Below are 18,841 nucleotides of genomic sequence, written 5' to 3' on the forward strand. Positions count from 1 at the left end.
AATATGTTTTCAATATTTTTCATTAAACGACCAATTTTTGCAAAAGTTATTTCACTATTTATTATTATAGTTGGGCTTATTGCATTAAATTTATTACCCGTGGCACAATTTCCTGAGATTACACCTCCTAGTATCTCTGTAAGCTCTAACTACACAGGTGGTAGTGCTAGTGCTGTTGAAACTAGTGTTACAAAACCAATTGAAGAGCAGTTAAATGGTATTGAAGGTATGATTTATATGGACTCAAACTCATCATCTGATGGGAGCTCAAATATTAATCTTTATTTTAAATCTGGATATGATTTAAACACAGCTGCCATTGATGTTCAAAATAGGGTTGCCTTAGCAACACCATTTTTACCTGATTCTGTAAAACAAACAGGAGTTACAACTAAGAAAAAATCAACTTCAATGGTTCAGATTTTATCTCTTAGTTCCTCTAATCCTGCCCATGATGCACTTTTCTTATCTAACTTTGCAAGTATTAATATTGTAGAAGAGTTAAAAAGAATTGATGGAATTGGAGATGTTCAAAACTTAGGTGAAAAGAAATACTCAATGAGAGTATGGATTAATCCAAATAAGTTATCAAACCTAGGACTTACAGTAACAGATGTAACAAATGCTATTAAATCACAGAATTTACAAGCTGCACTTGGATCTATTGGTGCATCACCTAATACTTCATCTAATAAATTTCAATTTACACTTACGTCTAAAACAAGACTTTCAAGTGTAAAAGAGTTTGAAAATATTATTGTAAATGAAGTTGATGATAGAAAAGTAAGATTAAAAGATGTTGCTAGAGTTGAATTAGGAGCTGAGGTTTATGGATGGGGAGCATCTTTAAACAATAAAGCTACTGCATTACTTGGTATTTATCAACAACCAGGAGCAAATGCTCTTAATGTTGCTTCAAAAATTGAAGAGAAACTAAAAGTTCTAAGACAAAGATTACCTCAAGGTGCTAAAATAGAAGCTACTTACGATACTACAAAATTCGTAGAAGTATCTATTAAAGAAGTAGTTATTACGCTATTCCAAGCTTTAGCATTAGTATTATTTGTGGTTTATTTCTTCTTACAATCATTTAGAACTACCATTATTCCAGCAGTTGCAATTCCAGTATCGTTAATTGGTACTTTTGCTTTACTAATGGCTATGAACTTCTCAATTAATACTCTTACTTTATTTGGTCTTATTTTAGCCATTGGTATTGTAGTTGATGATGCAATTATTGTAGTTGAAAATGTAGAAACCAATCTTGCTAAGAATCCAGACTTAACTCTAAAAGAAGCTACAACATTAGCTATGAAAGAGGTATTTACTCCTGTAATTTCTACTACATTAGTTTTACTTGCGGTATTTATTCCAGTTACGTTTATTCCGGGGATTTCTGGTGCTTTATATCAACAGTTTGCAACTACTATTGCTTTTGCTGTGATTATTTCATCTATTAATGCTTTAACTTTATCTCCTGCCCTTTGTGCTACGATTTTGAAGAAAAAAAGACAAAATGAAACAAAAAATATAATCTTCCAAAAGTTTGATGATGGTTTAGAGAGTTTTAAAAATGTATATAAAGTAGTTTTAGAAAAAATTATCAAGTTTTGGTATGTTGCATTTTTAGTTTATGGATTATTATTAGGTGGAACATATTTTGCCTTCAAAGTACTTCCAAGTGGATTTATTCCAGATGAAGATCAAGGAACATTAGTTTCTTCTATTTCATTAGAAGCTGGAACAACTCTGAATATTACTGAGAAAACTACAGCTAAAATTACTGAGATTATTATGAGTACAGCAGGTGTAAAAGATGTATTAAGTATTCCTGGATTTAATATTATCACAGGAGCCATTGATTCATCTACATCCACAGTATTTATTGTTTTAGAAGATTGGGCAAAAAGAGAATCTGCTGATAAATCAATAACAGCTATTATGTCTAAAGTTACAAGTTCCTCAAAAGAACAAATAGATAACGCAAATGTAAGAGTATTTAATATGCCTTCAATTCCGGGATTATCTGCTGTTGGTGGGTTTGAGCTAAAACTTCAAAATCTACAAGGAATGCCACTTGATGAGTTTGAAAAATATGCAAAAGAGTTTATACGAAATGTAAATCAAGATAAAGCAATTATGTATGCTTATACGTCATTTAACTCTAATTATCCTCAATATTTTGTAGATGTAAATAGAGATAAAGTATCATCATTAAAACTAAATATTAAAGATGTTTATTCAGTACTTCAAGCAAATCTTGGTTCTATTTATGTAAATGATTTTAATAAATTTGGAAAAACCTATAAGGTATTTGTTCAAGCCGATCAAACATTTAGAGAACAAAAGAACTCTATTAATAACTTCTTTGTAAAAAATGCAAATGGAGATATGGTTCCTTTAAGTACTGTTGTTAAAATCAAACAAGTAACGGGTGCTAATACAATTACCCATTACAATGGTTACCAAAGTATCTCTATAAATGGATTACATAATCTAAAAGAGGGATATAGTTCAGGTGATGCATTAAAAGCTTTAGAAACAGTAGCAAAACAAACACTTCCAAGCTCAATTGGATATGAGTTTGCTGGTATGTCTTTACAAGAAAAAGAAGCAGGTAATGCAGCTATTTATATTTTTGCTTTATCTTTATTGATGGTGTTCTTATTCCTTGCAGCTCAATATGAGTCTTGGATGATGCCTTTAATGATTATGCTTCCAATTCCAGCTGTTATGTTTGGAGCATTGGGTGCGAATATGTTTGCAGGATTATTAAACGATACATATACCCAAATTGGTTTAGTATTACTAATAGGAATGTCCTCAAAAAATGCGATTTTGATTATCGAGTTTGCTAAGGAACTTCGAGAAAAAGGTGAGAGTATTGTAAATGCTGCGGTAATGGCATCTACTATGAGATTAAGAGCAATTTTAATGACTATTTTCTCTTTTCTTTTAGGGATTTTACCTTTAGTTTATGCAAGTGGAGCAGGTGCTGCTTCTAGACAATCACTTGGTACTGCTGTATTTGGTGGAATGATTATGTCAACAATTTTAACACTTCTTTTAACTCCTGTATTATTTGTTGTTTTACAAAAATTAAGAGAGGGAAAAAGTAATAAGGATGAACAACATGCTTAAAAAAACAAAATTTATTTCAATAACTTGTGCTTTATTTCTTTGCACTTCAATTAATGCAAAAGAAATGAATTTGGATGAGATATTAGATATTGCATTAAAAAACAATACTAATATCCAGGTATCAAAATACCAAGAAGAGATTAAAACACAAGAATTAAAAAAAGCGAAATCAGCATATTTACCAAAAGTAAATGCTAGTGCTGATATTGGAAATTATGATATTGAAGCTAGTGGAGTTACTCAAGAAGGTGATGCTACAAGTGTAACTCTAAGTGCTAGTCAACTTATTTATGATTTTGGGAAAACATCTAACTCTATTGATGCTTCAAAGTATAATCTAGAAGCTTCTAGTTCTGAAATACAAACAAGTAAAAAAGATACAATTCTTTCTATTAAAGAGGCTTATTATGATATTTTGAATAAATATCAACAAATTATTGTTTCAAAAGAAGCTGTATCTTTAGATGAACTACAACTATCTCAAGCAAATGAGTATTTCAAAGCAGGGGTGAGAACAAAAATTGATGTAATTAATGCCCAATTAAATCTATCAAATTCTAAACTAAAACTAGTTCAGACAAATTATGATCTAAAGATTGCTAAAACTAAATTAATTTCATTATTAGGTAGTTCAAGTGATGAACAAATAGATGTGAAATTTGATAATAAAGATATCTCATCTTTAGCTAAATCTATAAAAATCGAAGATGAAAAGCTAGATAATTTAATAAATAAAGCTTTTGATAATAGATCAGAATTACAAAAATACAAAGCCTTAATAAAAACAAATAAGGCAAGTTTTAATAGTGCAAAAGCTGAATATTACCCTACAATTGATGTAAGTGCATCTTATAGTGATAAAAACTCAGATGATATAAGCTCACTTGAACAAAGTCAAACAGCTGTATTATTAAATCTAAAATGGGATTTATTCACAGGTGATACTACAAGTGCAAATAAAAAAATATCATTAGCCAATCTAAGTACAACAAAAAAACAGTTTGAGCAACAAAAACTACAAATTAGACAAGATGTAACAAGTGCATTTTTAAATCTAGAACAAAGTTTTGAAAGTATTAAAATCAATCTATTAAGTCTTGATTTATCAACACGAAATTTAAATTTAGCGGATGAAAGATATAAAGCGGGATTAAATGATTTATTAGAAGTTAATGACGCAAAATTAGAGTATACAAAATCAAAAACTAATTTAGTTAATGCGTATTATACATATTTAAGTAATACTGCAAAATTAGAGTATTCTTTAGGTATTAGTAAATAAATACTTTATATATAGATAGAGGTTTAATCCCTATCTATATATCTTTTTCTTGGTCCATCTTTTATTTTATCAACCTCTACTAAAATAAATCCATCTACACAATCTGCAAAATCAGGGTCAACATTAAAATCTAAGAATTTCACGCCCCCTTCTTCTGTAATATCGCTATATTGTTTATATAAAGTAGGAACTGAACAGTTCATATTTGATAAAGTTGATTTTAGAAGTTTAAAATCTTTTTTTCTATCAGTAAGATTAAAAATCTCTTTAATATCATTTATATTATTTGAGTATTGATATGATTGTTTTGGAGTAACTAAACTTTTGTTATGTTGAAAATAGTGTGAATAATAATATACCATCATGTCTTTTGCAACTTTTGGAAAACTAGCACTCATAGAAACTGGTCCAAACATATATTTTATATTTGGATTCTTTTTTAAATAGGCACCAATTCCATACCAAAGATAATCTAAAGCTCTTGTACCCCAGTATTTAGGTTGTACAAAAGAACGACCTAATTCAATAGAGTTTTTTAAATAAGGTGTCATATCTTCATTATATTTGAAAATTGTATTAGAATAAAAACCTTTTACCCCAATATTTTTGAAAATGAAATCAGAGTTACCAATTCTATAAGCTCCAACAATTTCTAAATCATTATCATCCCATAAAATAATATGTCTATAATAAATATCAAACTTATCAGTATCTCTTTTTTTATTTAGACCTTCACCAACTTTTCTAAAAGAAATTTCTCTTAATCTTCCTAACTCTTTTAGTACTACAGAATCATCAGTATAATCGTAAAGGTATATTTTTTTGCCATCATTTGTTTCACCAATAAGTTCTGATTTTTTTAATTCACTTAGAATGTCAGCACTTTTTTGAGGATGAGCAATTGCTGATTGTGTCTGGAAAAAAGATTTTTTCCCTTTTTTTAGGGCATATAGATGTTTTTTGTATAGGTTTGTAATATATTTTTTATCTAAACCTTTTGGAACTATATTTTCATTTGGAACAATTTGACCAATTTTAATATTGATTCTTTTTGATTTCTTTTTAAACATTTCATTTGATAATAACAATGTTGAGAATGTTTTATTAATCACTGAAATTGTATAGAATGTTTTTGAATTTTTAGCATCTAAAAAGATCGGTAAAATAGGTGCATTAGAGTTTTGTGCAAAGTTTAAAAAACCTTTACTCCATGTTGGGTCTTTTATACCTTTAGATGTAGCTCGACTAACTTCTCCTGCTGGAAAAATGATAATAGCTTCTTCATTGTTTAATGCTTCATATATCTTTTTGATATCTTTTTTTGATTGTCTAATTTTGTAGTTATCAATTGGAATTAATAGTGAGTTTAATGCCTCAAAACCTACTAAAAAATCATTAGCTACAATTTTTACATCTTTTCTTACTTGTGAGATAAGTCTTAATAAACAAAGTGCATCTAATCCACCTAAAGGATGGTTCGCAATAATTACAACTTTACCAGAACTTGGAATGTTTTGTAAGTCATTACTAGATGTAGTATAGTCAAAATCAAAGTAATCTAAAACAGCATCAACAAACTCAAAACCTTTTAGATGAGAGTTTTGTGTTAAAAACTTATTTATAGAATCTTCATGTACTATTTTTTTTGCAACTTTAAATAAAGACTTTTTTAAAAAATTTTGTTTCTTATTTATCTTTGGAAACTTTTTTTCAATCTCTTTTTGAACATCAATCATATATTCTCCTTGGTAAAATTGTAGTTACCTTTGATTACAAAAAGGTAACAGTAACCTACCTAGGTAACCATTCAGACTTTTTTAAAAAGTTTTCTTACGTAAGTTATGCTAAAATCCTCTTAATAAAAGAAGGGGATTTTACAAATGAACAAATCTGACATTACAAATATACTTACTGTTTTAATCATGGCTTATGGTTATTCAAACGGTAATGACACAATTTTTGCAATAGGGCTATTTGCACTTAGTGGAGCAGTTACAAATACGCTTGCAATTCACATGCTTTTTGAAAAAGTACCGTATCTTTATGGGTCTGGGGTTATTGAGAGAAAGTTTGGGGCTTTTAAACAATCAATCCATAACTTACTTATGAATCAGTTTTTTACACCTGAGAACTTAAAAAAGTTTTTTCAAGATGAGGTTGACAGTGCTAAGAGTAAAATTGATTTTGAAAAAGTATTAAACAAAACAGATTTTGAACCAGCTTATGATTCATTAAAAAGTGCAGTAATGGAATCATCATTTGGTGGAATGCTTGGTATGTTTGGTGGAGAGGCTGCATTAGAGCCTTTAAAAGAACCATTTACTAAAAAACTTCAAGCTTCTATTATTGAGATTTCAAATAGTGATTCTTTTCAAGCAGTATTATCTGAGTCATTAAAATCAGATGATTTAAGTGAAGATATTCATAAAAAACTATCATCAATTGTAAATAAAAGATTAGATGAGTTAACTCCTATTATGATAAAAGAGATGATTCAAAAGATTATCAGAGAACATCTTGGATGGCTAGTAGTTTGGGGTGCTGTTTTTGGTGGACTAATTGGATTTGTTTCAACTTTTCTTTAGAAGCCTAATCTAGGCTTCTAATAATTTATATAAAGAAGTAAAGTACCAAGAAGTAAAATTAGAATACCTCCAAGTATCTCTAGAATAAAACTCTTGTTTTCTAGGAAACTATTTGTTTTTTTATTCAAAGAAATAGATAATATTCCTACTAAAGAAATAGTAAACCCCATACCAATACTCATAGAAATAGCTGCTAATACTCCTAATAAATACTGTTTTAACATAATACAAAAAAGTACAATAGTCATAACTCCAGGACAGGGAACTACTCCTGCACTAAAAGCAAGTGCATATTTACTTTTGTTTTTTTGAAGTTTTTGTTCTTTGTGTTTTCTTGAGAGGTAAGAAGATGTAATTATATAAAATCCTACTAGTATAATCATAGCTGCACTTATTTGCATAGTTATTTTAGAATAGTAATTAAAGTTTTGTCGAAACATCGATTCTAAAATAAAATATATTCCAAATGTTAAAACAAGTGCTGAAATAGCATGAATTATAGATATTAAATAACCTAAAGAAAAGGCTTGAGAATAGGCATTTTTAGAAGTTGAAAAATAAAAAGCAACTAATGCTTTTCCATGTCCTGGTCCTGCTGCGTGAATAAGTCCATATAAAAAAGCTATACTTAAAACAAGTAAGGAAGCTGATAAGGTATTTTCGTCATTTATACTTCTTATTGTTGATGAGATATAACTGTTTATTTGAAATTGATATTGGATTATTTGTTTGATGAATTCATCATAAAAGTTCATGTTATTTTACTCCAAAGATAGTTGTTTTTAATTTATTTTGTTTTTCTTTTTTTATTCCATTTATTTTTATATACTCTTTTTCAATCATCATTCCTACAAATAAATTTTCATCAAAAAAATCAATTTTCAAGTTTTTTAAATCTATGTTGTTTTGAATATCAAAACTATAAATTAGACGATTGTCTTTAATAGATGCTTTAAATATTTTAGGTTCTATTCTTAGTTCTTTTTTATTTGAGTTAACACTCATGTAAAAGTTTTGTTTTTCAAGTGAGACAAAATAACTATCATAAATATAACTATTTTCATCTTTTTCAAACTTTCCATTTGCATTTTTATCAAGCTCCATAATTAACATCATTGATGTCATTTCATCCAGAGTCCATTTGATATTGAATTTTTTTATTTTCTCATCTTTTATTTCAATTGTTGGTTCAACTTCAATAAAAGTATGAGGGTGAGCAAAGGCTTTTGTACTTATTAAAAATATAAAAAATATTGTGATGAAATATTTCATTTCAAACCTAAATAAAAATCTCTGCATTACTTACAATACATTTGCCACCGTACTTTTTAATAAAGCTTTTTATTTCATCTTTTATAGTAAAAAATTTATCTTGAGTACAAACTGTAAATATATAATTGTTTGAGAAAACATCAGTAATATCGTCACTTGATTTAAGACCATGCCCTCCACAACCTTCTATATCTTTTATAAGAGTATATGCTGTAATACTATTCTTTTTAAAAAGTTCAAGTAATCTATTTGTATATGTTGATTCTATTATGATTTCTATTTTTTTCATGTTCTAACTCCAAAATGTGTTTATGATGTAATAATATAAAGGGATTCCTATCGTGATATTAAAAGGAAAAGTAACTGCCAAACTCAAAGGTAAATACAACCCTGGATTAGCTTGTGGTACTGATAATCGCATAGCAGCTGGAACTGCTATATATGAGGCTGAACCACTTAAAAGTGCTAAAAGAAATGCATCACCTTTTGAAAGTCCAAAAAAGGAAGCTAAAGCTATAGCAATACTTGCGTTAACTACTGGCATAATAAGTGCAAAACTTATTAAAAATAGTCCTGCTTTTTTAAGTTCATATATTTTCCTAGCTGAAACTAATCCCATATCTAAAAGGAAAAAGGCTAAAAACCCTTTGAATAATGTACCAAAAAGTGGCTCCATTGAATGCCAACCTTTCTGCCCTGTACTCATACCAATAATAAGTGCTCCCATAAGTAGAAAAACAGAAGGGTTTAAAAAAGCTTCTTTTAAAATCTCATTCCATTTTGTTTTTTCATCACTTGATTCTTTTGTAAATATTGCTGCAAATACAAGTCCTATTACAATAGCAGGTGATTCCATTAGAGTCATAGCTGCAACCATATATCCACCATATTCTATATTTATAGTTTGTAAGTAGGTAATTCCCGTGATAAAAGTAACTGCACTAATTGAACCAAAAGTAGAAGCAATGGCTACAGAATTATAGGTATCAAGTTTAGTTTTTAGTATAAAGTAACTATAAATAGGAACTAAAATAGCCATAAAAACAGCAAGCCCTAATGCTTTTAAAACATCAAAACTAAGCCCACTTTTTGATAACTCATATCCTCCATGTAAACCAATAGCAATAAGTAAATACAATGAAAATAGTTTTGGTAGGGGTTGTGGTATAGTTAAATCAGATTTTAAAAATACAGCTAACATTCCTAAGAAAAAGAATAATATAGGTGGGTTTAAAATATTTTGTAAAACTAAATCTAAACTCATCTTATTAAATATTTTCCGTATGTTCTTTTTTTGTAACTTCTTCTAAATAAGGTCTAAAAAAACAAGATTTAGCCCCAGTATGACATGCTGAGCCTCCAATTTGTTCTACTGTAGTAAGAATAGTGTCATAATCACAGTCTACTTTTAAATCAATTAGTTTTTGTATATGTCCACTGCTTTCACCTTTTTTCCATATTCTATTTTTACTTCTTGAAAAGTAGTGAACAATTTTTGTTTCAACAGTTAGGTCTAGAGCTTCTTGATTCATATAACCAAGCATAAGTATTTCGTTTGTTCCATGCTCTTGTGTAATAACTGGAACTAAACCATTAGATTTTTTAAAATCAATATTCATATTTTATCCTTTTGCGACTAAGTTGCATTTTGGTATCATAGCAAATCACTTTTAAATGCAACTTAGTTGCAAATGATAATACAAAAAAGGATTTTAATAATATGAACAGTTTTATAATAAACTCACCACTTGATATGCATCTTCATTTAAGGGACGATGATATGCTAAAACTTGTAGGACCATTTACTTCAAGACATTTTTCAGGGGCACTTATAATGCCAAATTTACTTCCTCCTCTTACTACAAAAGAAGCTTTATTAGCATATAAAAATAGAATCAAAGAAGCATGTAAAGACGATGAGTTTGAGCCTTATGTAACAATATTTTTTCAAGTGGATTATTCTTATGAGTTTTTAATAGATATAAAAGATGAGATAATCGCAGTTAAGCTTTATCCATTTGGAGTAACTACAAATTCTGAGACTGGTGTATCATCTATGGATGTAGAAGTTTTAAGACCAACATTAGAATCAATGTCTAAACTTGGTATTCCTGTATGTATACATGGAGAAACAAAAGGTTTTGTAATGGATAGAGAAAAAGAATTTCTACCTATATATGAATCTTTGGCTATTAATTTTCCAGATTTAAAAATCATAATGGAACATATTTCAAGTAAAGAATCAATTGAATTACTTAAAAAATATGACAATCTTTATGCAACTCTTACTGTTCATCATTTGATGTTGACTTTAGATGATGTAACAGGTGGTATGCTAAATCCCCATGCATTTTGTAAACCAATAGTTAAAAGACCTGAGGATAAAAAAGCTTTACAAGAATTAGCTTTAAATGCATATCCTAAAGTAATGTTTGGTTCAGACTCTGCACCACATAGAAAAGAAACAAAAGAGTGTGATGATGGAGCTGCGGGAATATTCTCATCTTCTATTGCTTTACAAGCATTAACACAACTTTTTGATGAGAATGGAAAACTAGATAATTTAAATGCTTTTATAAGTTTAAATGCACAAAAAATCTATGGATTAAAACCTATTAATAAAAGTATAAAACTAATAAAAAAAGATTTTGTAGTTCCATCGCAATATTCTTACAAGGAAGAGAGAGTTGTTCCACTATTTGCAGAACAAACCTTATCATGGAGTATTAATACTTAGTAAATTAATTTGTATCCAATTCCATATTCATTTTGAATAAGATCTTTTGGTATTTTTTTTCTTAAGTTTTTAATAGTGGTTTTTAATGCTTCATTTTTATCTTCATTAAAATCATTCCAAAGTTCTAAACTTAAATCATCATAGCTTAGGATTCTATTTATGTTTTTTATAAAAGTTTGAAATAGTTTATTTTCATTTGGAGTTAAAGTCACTATATTAGAATTGTGCTTTAGCTCACTTTTTTCTACATTCCAAAAATAATTATCACTGAAATGAAAATTATTCTCATTTATTACTTTAAAGTCAGTTATCTCTTTTTTTAAAAGTAAAATAGTTTCTTCTAAATCTTTTCTATTAAGAGGTTTTATAAGATATTTTGTTAGTTTTAAACTAGTTGATTGTAATACTGTATCTATATCAGATTTTGCTGTTAGCATTACTGCTTTTGTATTATGATCCTTTTCCCTTATCTTTTTTAATAGATTAAGTCCATTCATTTTAGGAAGATTTACATCAATAAATATAATATCAGGTCTTTTATCTAGGTAAAGAACATATCCATCTTCTGCATTGAATACTGAATCTACATGTTTAAAATATCTTTTAAGTCTAGCTGTGACTCTTTGATTGATTTCTTTATCATCCTCTATGAATAGAACTTTGTAATCTAATAATTCATTATCCATTTATATTTTCCTTTTGAAGTTCAATACAAAAACAACTTCCATTTTCAATATTATCAATATATAAAGACCCATTCATTTTATTTTCAATAATCATTTTTGCAATATATAAACCTAAACCTGAACCTTCATTTTTATTTTTTGTTGTATAATAAGCGTTAAATACTTCATCTTTAACGCTTTCTTTTATTCCTCCAGCATTATCACTAATGTGTATTTTAATTGTCTTTTCATCACTAAATAAATTAATATTTATTATCGGGTTTTCAATTTTTCTTTCAATTAATACATCTTTTGCATTATTAATTATAATCAATAATGTTTGAGCAATATCACCTTTATTACCTTTTATAAATAGCTCTTTTTCAATATGGTGTTTAATACATATATTCTGATTTTCAAATGTCTTTTGAACAATAGAGATGGAATTTAAAAGAATTTTATTTAAAAGAAATACTTCTTCTTTTTTATCAGTAGAAAAAAGATTTTTAAAATCATCTATTGTTGAAGACATATAGTTTGTAGTATTTTCTATATGTAATAATTCTTTATCTAATTCTTGTGCATCCATATTTTTATTATTCTTGTATGTAATATCTTCAATAGCCATAACAGAGGCATTAATTTGAGATAAAGGCTGTCTCCATTGATGAGAAATAAAATCAATAGTTTCACTCATAATATTTATTTTTATAGATTGAACTTTTGTTGCATTTATGGCATCTTCTTTATCTTTATATACTTGTCTCATTTTGTATGTTAAAAGAATTGAAAATAAAATAGCTTCAATAGCACTTCCAATCATATTTCCATAGAATGTAATTTCAGTATATGGAAGTTTGGCTCTAAAAAAACTAATTGTAACTATTACACCTATAAAATTTGCACTAAATGCTAACAAAAAAAGTCCACTTAAAGGTAGCTTTTTAAAATAAATAATTAAACCTATGATAAAAATTGTAAATAAATTTGCAATATAAATAAAAGCTAAGTAACCAGTAACTTTAAATTTTAATTCGTATAAACCTACTCTTCCTAAAACTTCATATACTAAAGCAATAAGTAATATGAAAACAAAAACATTTAATATTCTATTATAGTTTTTAAATTGTAAAGTATCTTTATATACTGATTGAAAAAATAGAGTTGTAAACATAGGTAGAAAAACCATAAGAACATTTACAAATGCCCCAATACTAAATAAATCAAAATAGTATGCATATCCTCCATAAACATAAAAACTCCATGTTGCCATTGTTGTAACCAATAATGTATAGTATATATATTCTTTATTTGGAGTGAAAAGATATAAGAATAAATAGTATATTCCTAAGGCTAATAAAATTCCAGTTAATATTACTAGAATAGCCGAAGACTTAGCGGCCTTTGCCATTACTTCAATTAAACTTCCATTATTTATTTCATAATATATATTTGATCCGGCTGTCATATAAATATAAACTTCTATCTTTTCATTTGGAGAAATTTCATTGTTGTAAAGTAAAATATTTCCAATACGATGTTTAACATCTGGATTTTTATATTTATTAAATGAAATATTTTGTTTTACTACTTTATTATTCTTAATTGTAAAAAAATGAACATCTTTCATAATATGAATATTTCTTAAGGAAAGATAGTTATCTTCTATTTTATTTGTTTTGTTAGTTATATTAACTTTTAGCCATAAAAACTTCTTTTTCCCAAATGTTTCTTTTCTTGAAGTTGGTAGAAACTCTTTGTCTAAAACTTGACTTATATCTTTATAATGAGTTTTATCGTCAAAAAATGAAACTTTATATTCTGCATGTAGCGAAGTGTAAAAAATAAAAAATAATATTAAAAATAAAAAATGTTTATTGACTTTGAAAGTTTTTATAGTAGGCCTTTTAATTTGTTTGTTTGATGAACTATATAAAAAAGTTCATTATTTTTTCTTTAAATAGTATTTGTTCTTAATAATTAAGAATAAAATATTAAATATGTTAAAATACATTTACTTAAAATAAATAAAGATAAAAAGTTTCCCTTTTTAGGGTTAGTATTAAGGATTATTAAATAATGGAACAATTAGACGTATTAGTATTATTAGATGTTGGTGGACTTGAAGACAAAGAAAAGTTTGAAAAACATGTGAAAAAAGAAGGTTTTACAGTAGTTGAGGGTGAAGAGTTTGTATATACTGCAAAATCATCAACTACAACTTTTTCAACTAAAGCATATATTTTAGAAGTGTTTAGAAAAGGATTAACTAAAAACTCTTTTTCTGATGCTAACTTAGTATTTTTACTTAACGAAACACCTTATCCTCCATACTACTTTGATAAGGAAACAAACGATTTTGAAGAACTAAAAGAAGAAGCTAAATAGTGAAAGATATTTATGAGTTTCTAAAAGATTTAAAGAATGAAAAACGATTAAAAGAGTGTCAACTCTTAATCGTAAATGATGATAAACAAGCTCAAGTAGCTTCTGATATTGTCTCTTTCTTAGGGTTTACTCCTTTTGTGTTATCTGATTTTAGAGCTAACTTTGGGGATGATTTACTTTCATTCTCTGAAGAACTACAAGATATTACGAGATCTTTAAATGGCTTTTATAACTACAAAAAACAAAATAAAATTCTAATCTCACCCGTACGAACTATCTCATACCCAATGCCAAAAGATAAGTGTTTTGATAACTTTGAAATCTCTTTTGCTGATACAATCAATGTAGAAGAGTTAAAATCAAAACTTTACAATTGGGGTTATTACTTCGTAGATATTGTAACATCTGAGGCAGAAGCTTCTATCAGGGGAGATATTATTGATATTTGTCCACTAGGGAGTGAATTTGGATATAGGGTTTCATTATTTGATGATGAAGTTGAAAGTATCAGAAAGTTTGATATTGAAGACCAAAAATCTTTCAAAGAAGAGATTGAGACTTTTACTATAAGTCCCGCTTTTTTAGCTTTAGATGAAAGTACATATGAGCAGATAAATGAACAAGTTCAAAGTGTAAGCTCTGATGCTTTTATTCAAGATATTCACTCACTTGGATTTTGGTACTTAAATGACTTAGGGGAATACTTACCTCAAAATATGAGTTCATTTATCACGCAAGAAGCTTTAGAAGAGTTGGATGAAGCTTATGTATTTGAAGAGAAAAGATTAAATAAAGATAAGTTTTTAGCAACACCTCAAATATATAAAGCAAGAGATTATCAAGAAATTGCACCTGCAAATGTAAAAGAGTTTATCTCTTTCCATGAGGGCAAAAAGATTAATATTATCTCAAGCTCAGAAGCTAAAGTTAAATCTTTTGATTTAGAACTAACTGACGAGAAAATAAACTATATTTATGAACCATATATTCTAAATCTTGTAGGTGATGATGAAGTTATTATCTCACTTAATAAAGAGATAAAAAAACGAAGAAAAAAGAAAATTAAACTTGTAATTGATGAATTACAAATGAATGATTTTGTAGTACATGAAAAACATGGTATTGGTCAATATAAAGGTATTGAACCTGTAACTGTAATGGGTGCGAAAAGAGACTTCGTAATAGTAATGTATGCAGGGGATGATAAACTTCTAATTCCTGTTGAAAATATAGATACAGTAGATAGGTATGTAGCTGATGGTAGCTCATACGCTGTTGTGGATAAACTAGGTAAGGGAAGCTTTGCTAAGTTAAAAGAGAAAGTAAAAGATAAACTATTTGCTATCGCAAATGATATTATCAAAATGGCAGCAGCACGTGAGCTTGTAAATGGTATTAAGATTAATACTGATAAACAAGTACTTCAAGACTTCCAAACTCATGCAGGATTTGATTATACAAAAGATCAAAGCAGATCAGTTAGAGAAATATTCTCTGATTTAAGTGGTGGTCGAGTAATGGATAGATTACTCTCCGGAGATGTTGGATTTGGTAAAACAGAAGTTGCAATGAATGCATTATTAGCTACTGTTTTAGATGATAAACAAGCTCTATTTATCTGTCCTACTACACTTTTAGCAACACAACATTATCATGGAATGCAAAAGAGATTTGATGAGTATGGTATTACTATGGCTAAGCTTGATGGTAAAACAAGTGCAAAAGAAAAAACAAGTATTAAAAATGGTCTTGCTGATGGTTCAATAAAACTTGTTATTGGAACTCACTCACTACTTTCTGTTAAAACGAATGATTTAGCTTTAGTTGTTATTGATGAAGAACATAAGTTTGGCGTAAAACAAAAAGAGAAATTAAAAGCTCTAAGAGATGATGTCCATATCTTCTCTATGTCTGCAACGCCAATTCCTAGAACTCTAAATCTAGCACTATCTAAACTAAAAGGTATGAGTAGTTTACTTACTCCTCCAAGTGAGAGATTAGGTGTGAGAACTTATGTAAAAGAGTATAACGATAAACTAATCAAAGAGATTGTTTTAAGAGAGAAAAGAAGAGGTGGACAATTGTTTTATGTTCATAATAATATTGCCTCTATTGATGCTAAAAAATCTGATTTAGAAGAGATTATTCCAAATATCAAAATAGAAGTTATTCACTCGAAAATCAAACCAGCAGATGCAGAAAAGCTGCTAGATAGATTTGAGAATAAAGAGTTTGATATTTTACTTGCTACTTCAATTGTAGAATCAGGTCTTCACTTACCAAATGCTAACTCAATTATTATTGATGGGGCAGACAGATTCGGTATTGCTGATTTACACCAATTAAGAGGAAGAGTTGGAAGAAGTGACAAAGAAGGGTTCTGTTATTACGTAGTAGAAGATAAAAAGAAAATTACTGATGATGCAGTAAAAAGACTTGTAGCCTTAGAGTCTAATTCTTACTTAGGTTCAGGTACTGCTTTAGCTCACCAAGATTTAGAAATCAGAGGTGGTGGAAATATCGTAGGTGAAGCACAAAGTGGACATATTAAACAAATAGGATATGGTTTATATCTTAAGATGTTAGAAGATGCTTTAGCGACTCTAAGTGGTGACACAAAAGAAGAGAATAAAACAGTAGATATTAAACTTGCTATTTCTGCATTTATTAGTGAAGACTATATAGTAGAAGATAGAGTAAGATTAGAATTATATAGAAGATTATCAAAGTGTAGTGATAAAGAAGCTGTATATGTAATAGAAGAAGAAATGGAAGATAGATTTGGTAAGCCAGACCTTCCAACAAGTCAATTCTTAGAATTAATCATGATTAAAATCTTAGGATTACAAAAAGGAATAAAAACTATCTCATCTTATGAAATGAATATTACCTTTACAAAGTCTGATGATACAAAAGAGAGTATTAAGTCACCATCAAAAGATGATGATGATATTATTGCTACTACTTTAAGATACTTAAGAAAATAGTTCTAGATAAAATATAGGAAAATAGATGAAAAACTTATACCCATACTTTAGTCAAAATCCTTTAGATAGATTAGATCAAGTAAGAGCAGATAAAAAAGAGTTTGATAGATTATTAGATGATTCAAATTCTTTATTTCTTGTTTTTGATGATGCTAATATTATTGTAGATGAGGTAAATAAGAAGTATTTGTTTTCCCAAGATATTTTTGAGAACTATGATGTGAATAAAGAAGAGATAGTTCTTCTTGGTAGTTTTGAGGGTATTACTTATTTTGCTTTTACTTTAAAAGATGAACTAAAGAAAGATTTATCAAAAATTCCATTACGAGAGTCTGTAAATCTTGATTTTATAAATGAAGATAAGTTTGGAATACTAGCTCAAGGAGCATCTGTTTTAAACTGGCATAACTCTCATAAGTTTTGCTCATCATGTGGAGCTAGTACTTCTCTTACTAAAGCTGGATGGAGAAGAGATTGTGATGTTTGTAAAACTGAGCATTTCCCAAGAGTTGATTCTGTTGTTATTATGCTTGTAACTTTTGGAGAATATTGTCTTCTTGGACGTGGAGTTAATTTCAAAGAAGGAAGATACTCTTGTCTTGCAGGTTTTGTTGAGTCTGGGGAGAGTTTAGAAGAAGCAGCAAAAAGAGAACTTTTTGAAGAAGCAGGAATTGAAGGTTATGATGTAGAGTATGTAGCCTCTCAACCTTGGCCTTTTCCTTCTACTTTGATGATTGGTATGAGAATGAAAGCAAAAAGCCAAGAGCTTAATCTAGACCCTCATGAAATAGCAGATGCTATATGGGTTCATAAAGATGAAATAAAAGATGTCTTATCAAATAAAAAAACTTCTACTTTCACAATACCAGATAAAATAGCTATTGCTCGTAATTTACTTGAGGTTTGGATAGAAGAAAAATAAAACAAGGAAAGTTAATATGTTAGAGATTATTCAAAATACACCAATATGGGTATTTATTCTTTTTGTATTTTTAGTTTTTCTTGGACTTTTGCAAACAAAAGATAAAAAGTTATCTATAAATAAGATTCTTATTTTTCCTGCTATTATGCTTCTTTTATCATATTTAGGAGTAGTTAGTGCTTTTGGATTTGATATTCAAAGTAATATTTCTTATTTATTAGGTTTAGGTATTGGAGTTTATTTATCATATTTTTTTAAAATTCCTAGAAAAAGTACTTATGATTTAAAAGAAGGACTATTTTTTATAAAGGGTAGTTTTCTACCTTTTTATTTAATAATGAGTATTTTTCTTCTTAAGTATTATGTGGGTGTTGTAACAGCAAAAGAATTAGAATTTATACATGATTTATCATTTGTAGTATTGATTTCTTTATTTTATGGTTTATTCTCAGGAGTCTTTTTGGGAAGGTTATTAGTCTTATTAAAAATAAAAAAGGGAAAGGATAATTAAATCCTTTCCCTTTTTTTATGATTTTAATTTTAGGAGAGTTTATAAAATCAATATTAATACATCAAACTAGTTCGCGCTAATTTAATTATGAAAACAGTATAAATAAAAATAATGTGGTTTTAGTGTGTATAGATAAAAAATGGATAATGTTACAACAAAATGGGGTTCATTGGCTATATGATTGTTGTAACATTTCCATCTCTTTAGAAATCATTAATCTGTTAAAGAAGGAAATCTTTGCCTTTTTTCAATCAAGGAGAAAAGAAAGCATTATTTATAATATTTAATAAGCTAGTTCGCATTCTAACTTACTAGTTATTATTATAAATAAAAAAAATGTAAAGATGGTGT

General features: G+C 28.1%; 16 protein-coding genes. 8 read left to right on the plus strand and 8 right to left on the minus strand.

All coding sequences use genetic code 11. The features are described 5' to 3' along the window. The first annotated feature begins 3 nt into the window (after window positions 1-3). The gene (locus tag ALEK_RS03300; protein ID WP_071626240.1) at window positions 4-3,141 is read left to right on the plus strand and encodes an efflux RND transporter permease subunit; all 3,138 of its coding nucleotides are present in this window, start codon (window positions 4-6) and stop codon (window positions 3,139-3,141) included. Then, complete coding sequence (locus tag ALEK_RS03305) at window positions 3,134-4,423, plus strand: TolC family protein (protein WP_071626239.1); 1,290 nt, start codon at window positions 3,134-3,136, stop codon at window positions 4,421-4,423. The genes ALEK_RS03300 and ALEK_RS03305 overlap by 8 nt, the downstream gene beginning before the upstream one ends. Before the next feature lie 23 nt (window positions 4,424-4,446). Here ALEK_RS03305 and olsF read toward each other — a convergent pair whose 3' ends face one another. Beyond that, window positions 4,447-6,159, minus strand: a complete 1,713-nt coding sequence (gene olsF, locus ALEK_RS03310; protein WP_071626238.1) for a bifunctional ornithine lipid synthase OlsF — start codon at window positions 6,157-6,159, stop codon at window positions 4,447-4,449. Between the two features lie 144 nt (window positions 6,160-6,303). On the opposite strand from olsF, the gene ALEK_RS03315 reads away from it, so the two are divergent. Further along, entirely contained in the window at window positions 6,304-7,008 is a 705-nt protein-coding gene (locus ALEK_RS03315; RefSeq protein ID WP_071626237.1) for a DUF445 domain-containing protein, read from the plus strand. Window positions 7,009-7,025: 17 nt separating this feature from the next. On the opposite strand, the gene ALEK_RS03320 is transcribed toward ALEK_RS03315, so the two are convergent. The 5 genes from ALEK_RS03320 to hisI are packed head-to-tail and all read right to left on the minus strand — an operon-like array spanning window position 7,026 to window position 9,899. Beyond that, complete coding sequence (locus ALEK_RS03320) at window positions 7,026-7,763, minus strand: nickel/cobalt transporter (protein WP_071626236.1); 738 nt, start codon at window positions 7,761-7,763, stop codon at window positions 7,026-7,028. A 1-nt stretch (window position 7,764) separates the two neighbouring features. Next, window positions 7,765-8,280, minus strand: coding sequence for a DUF1007 family protein (locus tag ALEK_RS03325; RefSeq protein ID WP_071626235.1), 516 nt, complete (start codon window positions 8,278-8,280; stop codon window positions 7,765-7,767). A 7-nt stretch (window positions 8,281-8,287) separates the two neighbouring features. Further along, a complete protein-coding gene (locus ALEK_RS03330; RefSeq protein ID WP_071626234.1) occupies window positions 8,288-8,569 on the minus strand; it encodes a P-II family nitrogen regulator in 282 nt (93 codons plus the stop codon). Window positions 8,570-8,572: 3 nt separating this feature from the next. After that, window positions 8,573-9,544 carry a sodium-dependent bicarbonate transport family permease gene (locus tag ALEK_RS03335; protein ID WP_071626233.1) on the minus strand — a complete coding sequence of 324 codons (972 nt, stop codon included), beginning with the start codon at window positions 9,542-9,544 and terminating at the stop codon, window positions 8,573-8,575. A 4-nt stretch (window positions 9,545-9,548) separates the two neighbouring features. Beyond that, complete coding sequence (gene hisI / locus ALEK_RS03340; protein WP_071626232.1) at window positions 9,549-9,899, minus strand: phosphoribosyl-AMP cyclohydrolase; 351 nt, start codon at window positions 9,897-9,899, stop codon at window positions 9,549-9,551. Window positions 9,900-10,000: 101 nt separating this feature from the next. On the opposite strand from hisI, the gene pyrC reads away from it, so the two are divergent. Beyond that, on the plus strand, window positions 10,001-11,017 hold the full coding sequence (gene pyrC, locus ALEK_RS03345; RefSeq protein ID WP_071626231.1) for a dihydroorotase: 1,017 nt from the start codon (window positions 10,001-10,003) through the stop codon (window positions 11,015-11,017). Here pyrC and ALEK_RS03350 read toward each other — a convergent pair. Further along, on the minus strand, window positions 11,014-11,703 hold the full coding sequence (locus ALEK_RS03350; RefSeq protein ID WP_071626230.1) for a response regulator transcription factor: 690 nt from the start codon (window positions 11,701-11,703) through the stop codon (window positions 11,014-11,016). The two genes, pyrC and ALEK_RS03350, sit on opposite strands and share 4 nt — an antisense overlap. Then, on the minus strand, window positions 11,696-13,594 hold the full coding sequence (locus ALEK_RS03355; RefSeq protein ID WP_337796320.1) for a sensor histidine kinase: 1,899 nt from the start codon (window positions 13,592-13,594) through the stop codon (window positions 11,696-11,698). The genes ALEK_RS03350 and ALEK_RS03355 overlap by 8 nt, the downstream gene beginning before the upstream one ends. Before the next feature lie 167 nt (window positions 13,595-13,761). On the opposite strand from ALEK_RS03355, the gene ALEK_RS03360 reads away from it, so the two are divergent. From ALEK_RS03360 to ALEK_RS03375, 4 genes are read left to right on the plus strand one after another with little or no spacing between them, the layout of a single operon-like run. After that, on the plus strand, window positions 13,762-14,070 hold the full coding sequence (locus tag ALEK_RS03360) for a hypothetical protein (RefSeq protein ID WP_071626228.1): 309 nt from the start codon (window positions 13,762-13,764) through the stop codon (window positions 14,068-14,070). Beyond that, the gene (gene mfd / locus ALEK_RS03365; RefSeq protein ID WP_071626227.1) at window positions 14,070-17,057 is read left to right on the plus strand and encodes a transcription-repair coupling factor; all 2,988 of its coding nucleotides are present in this window, start codon (window positions 14,070-14,072) and stop codon (window positions 17,055-17,057) included. The genes ALEK_RS03360 and mfd overlap by 1 nt, the downstream gene beginning before the upstream one ends. A gap of 25 nt (window positions 17,058-17,082) precedes the next feature. After that, window positions 17,083-17,979: an NAD(+) diphosphatase gene (gene nudC, locus ALEK_RS03370; protein WP_071626226.1), complete on the plus strand. Its 897-nt coding sequence runs from the start codon at window positions 17,083-17,085 to the stop codon at window positions 17,977-17,979. A gap of 16 nt (window positions 17,980-17,995) precedes the next feature. Beyond that, the gene (locus ALEK_RS03375) at window positions 17,996-18,490 is read left to right on the plus strand and encodes a DUF6622 family protein (RefSeq protein WP_071626225.1); all 495 of its coding nucleotides are present in this window, start codon (window positions 17,996-17,998) and stop codon (window positions 18,488-18,490) included. The last annotated feature ends 351 nt before the right edge of the window (window positions 18,491-18,841 follow it).

It is taken from the genome of Poseidonibacter lekithochrous, from assembly GCF_013283835.1.
GTDB classification, from domain to species: Bacteria; Campylobacterota; Campylobacteria; order Campylobacterales; family Arcobacteraceae; genus Poseidonibacter; species Poseidonibacter lekithochrous.